The 3,390-nt window shown below is 64.7% G+C and carries 4 protein-coding genes; 2 read left to right on the top strand and 2 right to left on the bottom strand.

The window, feature by feature from the left end:
• The first annotated feature begins 96 nt into the window (after positions 1-96).
• The gene (ftsW, locus tag AS26_RS13355) at positions 97-1,494 is read left to right on the top strand and encodes a putative lipid II flippase FtsW (protein WP_245629787.1); all 1,398 of its coding nucleotides are present in this window, start codon (positions 97-99) and stop codon (positions 1,492-1,494) included.
• A 13-nt stretch (positions 1,495-1,507) separates the two neighbouring features.
• Positions 1,508-2,485: an MBL fold metallo-hydrolase gene (locus tag AS26_RS13350; RefSeq protein ID WP_062310563.1), complete on the top strand. Its 978-nt coding sequence runs from the start codon at positions 1,508-1,510 to the stop codon at positions 2,483-2,485.
• Here the strand turns inward: AS26_RS13350 and thpR are convergent.
• Both thpR and AS26_RS13340 read right to left on the bottom strand, forming a co-directional pair.
• Complete coding sequence (gene thpR / locus AS26_RS13345) at positions 2,421-3,014, bottom strand: RNA 2',3'-cyclic phosphodiesterase (RefSeq protein WP_062310559.1); 594 nt, start codon at positions 3,012-3,014, stop codon at positions 2,421-2,423. The two genes, AS26_RS13350 and thpR, sit on opposite strands and share 65 nt — an antisense overlap.
• Positions 3,011-3,390: arsenate reductase family protein (locus tag AS26_RS13340; RefSeq protein WP_306303055.1), on the bottom strand; the 380-nt coding region annotated here is incomplete at its 5' end. The genes thpR and AS26_RS13340, both read right to left, overlap by 4 nt.

Below are 3,390 nucleotides of genomic sequence, written 5' to 3'. Positions count from 1 at the left end.
GGACGGTGGTAAATGCGCCCCTTGCCTTCCGGCAGGGAATGGCCGTAAGCTGTCGAATGAGGACTTAGCCTAGACAGCGCAAAGCGGGGTGTGGACGTGCGGACCGAGCGGCATCAACCGGATTACGTGCTTTTCATCGCGGTCCTCATGTTGACGGGCGTGGGCGTGCTGACGGTGTACTCCGCGAGCATGGTGTACGACATTCACCAAGGCCTCGCCCCGAATCACTTCGCCATTCGGCAGCTTCTGGCGGCCGTCCTGGGTCTCGTCGCCCTGGGGTCGTGCACGTTCATCCCTTATCACTTCTGGTACCAACACGCACCCAAGTTGATGCTTGCGGCCCTTGGCTTGCTCGTCATTGTGATGGTGCCAGGCGTCGGCCACCGAAGCTTGGGGGCCACCCGATGGATTGGCACGACGAGCATCCACATCCAGCCGTCTGAGATAGCGCTCACGGCCCTCGTCATTTACCTGTCGTACTTGCTGACGAAAAAACTCCCCATCTTGCGCGATCTGCGGCGGACGTTTCGACCTGCCATGGTGATGGTCGGCGTGACCATCGTGCTCGTGTTCATCGAGCCCGACATGGGCACGGCGCTTTGCATTTTCCTCACCGCCATGGTCATCCTCTTCGCTGCAGGCGTCCCGGGCAAGCCGCTCGGCATCACCTTCGGTACGGCCGTGATGGTGGGTTTTTTGGGCGCGCGCATGGCGGAATACCGCTCCAGCCGCCTGGTGGCGTTCTTTCACCCATTTCAACATCCGAAGACATCCGGTTATCAACTCATTCAAGGTCTCACGGCCATTGCCAATGGAGGGCTCACGGGGCGCGGATTTGCCGCGAGCATCTCCGCCACGGGCTACCTTCCGGAAGCCTACACCGACTTCATTTTCGCGGTGTTCACGGAAGAGTGGGGATGGCTCGGCGATCTCGGGCTGTTGGCGATCTTCGCCGTCGTCATTTGGCGAGGCTTCCATATCGCAAGATACGCGCGCGACAGGTTTGGATCCCTCCTGGCCATTGGGCTGACCGCGTCCATCATCGTGCAGGCGCTCATCAACCTGGGCGCCGTAACGTGGCTTTTGCCGGTCACGGGGATTCCCCTCCCGTTCATCAGCTACGGTGGCACGGACCTCGTCATGAATCTGGCCGCCATCGGGATCTTGCTCAGCGTTTCACGCGAGACGGAACTTGAACTGCCGGAGGAGGATACCCTCGCCGACATCATCTCGGTCGACGAGATCCGGGCCACTCGGCAAGAGGCCGCGGGACAGCACACGAGGTCGACCGGACGCGCGCCGGTGGCGCGCCTATCGAACTTGCGGACGAGCCCGTTCCGCCGATCGGAGGCGCGCGACCGCGGGACCTCGCTGAAGCAGGCGGACCGCCCCATCTCGCTCACATGGCGGGCGAGCCGCGAGGCGGCCTCCACCAAGCGGCGCGACGATAGATCGCGCAAACCCGGCGGACCCTTTCGCCACCACAAACGCTAGGGGGTAAAAGAGCATGGAAGGACAACACGCACCATACCCAGAGCCCGTCGAGATCGCGCCTGGCGTCTTCATGATTGACCTCATGGAGCTCGGCATGCGCTACCGCACATGCGCCTATCTCGTGCGCGATCGCGAGCCGCTGCTCATTGAAACCGGTTCCGCGCGTTCGCACGAGGCGCTCCTCGCGGGGCTAGGCGCGTTGGGCCTCAAGCCGACGGACCTCGCCTACGTCGCCGTCACCCACATCCACCTGGATCACGCAGGCGGCGCGGGCCAGTTCATGAAACTCGCACCGCAGGCCAAGCTGCTCGTGCACCCTCGCGGCGCGCGGCACATGATCGACCCGTCTCGCCTGTACCAGGGCGCGCGCGAGGTGTACGGGGACAGGCTCGACCAACTGTTTGGGCCCCTCGAACCGGTCCCGGCGGAACAGGTGCAGGCCATGCCCCACGAAAGCGAGCTTGTCATTGGCGAGCGGCGCCTCCTCTTCCTTGACGCGCCCGGCCACGCGAGCCATCACTTCGCCATTGCCGATCCCGTCTCCAACGGGATTTTCACGGGCGACAGCGCGGGCCTCAGGTTCGTCACGGGTTTCACCGGCTTCCCCTACGAGTTCGTCATGCCCTCCACCTCGCCGGTCGACTTCGATCCCGACGCGGTTCACCGGACGTGCGAGATGTTCGCCAAATTGCCGATGGAGACGGTGTACCAGGCGCACTTCGGCCCGTCGCCGAAGGACGAAGCGCTGAGGGAGACCGTGTATTACGCGGACAGATTCCGCGAGCTCATCGAGCGGACCTACGACGATCATCCCTCGCCGGAGGCGCTCGAACAGGCGCAGGCCGAGATCGTGCGGGAACGGCTGCGCGAACTCGGGTTGGATCCCACGGCCTTCCGCCCGCAGGCCATCCACCTGGACCTCCTGCTCAATGCGCTGGGGCTTCTGGCGTACGAGTCGCGGCGGCGCCGGAAAATGGGAAGCGCCGGATGACTGGATAGGCGAGCTGACCGCCGTCGCGGGTGGACTCGAAGAGGCACAGTTCCGTGAACACGTGGGTCAAGGGCCTCGGCGCGATGAGGTCGGATGCCTGGCACTGGCAGAGCTCCCGGGCCAGCGTGATGTGCGGGCGGTACGGCCTGTCTTCCACGCGCACAGCGGGCAGCGCCTCCGCGATGGCCGCTCGCACCTGGCGGTGGAGTGCGTTGAGCGCGGCGAGATGGGACTTGCGCTCGTCCAGGCCTAGCCAGAAGACGCGGCTCTGCACGAACCTGCCGTAGGGTCCTGTCGTGAGCGTAAACGGCGCCTGCTCGCCGGCAACTCGCTCGCCCGCCGAGATGACGCGCGCGAGGTCGGCCGGATCGACGGCGCCGAGAAAGAGCACGGTCAGGTGATACAGGTCCTTGCGCGACCAATTGCGCGCGACGACCTGCCCCCGCGCTCGAACGGCCTCGCATTGGATCGCGATCTCGTCCTTCCAGGCGTCGGGCAGTTCCAGTCCGAAGAACAGGCGTCGCTTCATGGCGCCTGCTCCTCGGTCACGGCGTCGCGGTAGGCCGCCTCGTCGAAGCCCACGATGACGCGTCCGGAGGGCGTCACGAGCACGGGACGGCGAATGAGCTTCCCGTCGCGGTGCATCTCCTCGATCCACCTGTCAGTCGACCACGAGACCTCTTTCAGCCCCCGCCTGCGATACACCTCGCCCCGGGTGTTCACGAGCGATTTCACGTCGCCCCGCACCGCTTCCAACCAACTGCGCAACGTGGATTCATCGGGCGGCTGTTCGACCATGTCGTGAAAGGCGACATCGGCGCCCAGATGCTCCAAAAATGCCTGCGCGCTTCGACACGTCGAGCAGCGCCGATAACCGTACAGATGGTACAAGTTCCGCATCCTCC

It is taken from the genome of Alicyclobacillus sendaiensis NBRC 100866 (genome assembly GCF_001552675.1).
GTDB classification, from domain to species: Bacteria; Bacillota; Bacilli; order Alicyclobacillales; family Alicyclobacillaceae; genus Alicyclobacillus; species Alicyclobacillus sendaiensis.
This window is presented reverse-complemented; position numbering and strand designations above follow the sequence as displayed.

Bases quoted from the DNA above. Each gene is read 5' to 3' on its own strand.
- AS26_RS13350 (WP_062310563.1), top strand. From the start codon at position 1,508: ATGGAAGGACAACACGCACCATACCCAGAGCCCGTCGAGATCGCGCCT.
- thpR (WP_062310559.1), bottom strand. From the start codon at position 3,014: ATGAAGCGACGCCTGTTCTTCGGACTGGAACTGCCCGACGCCTGGAAG.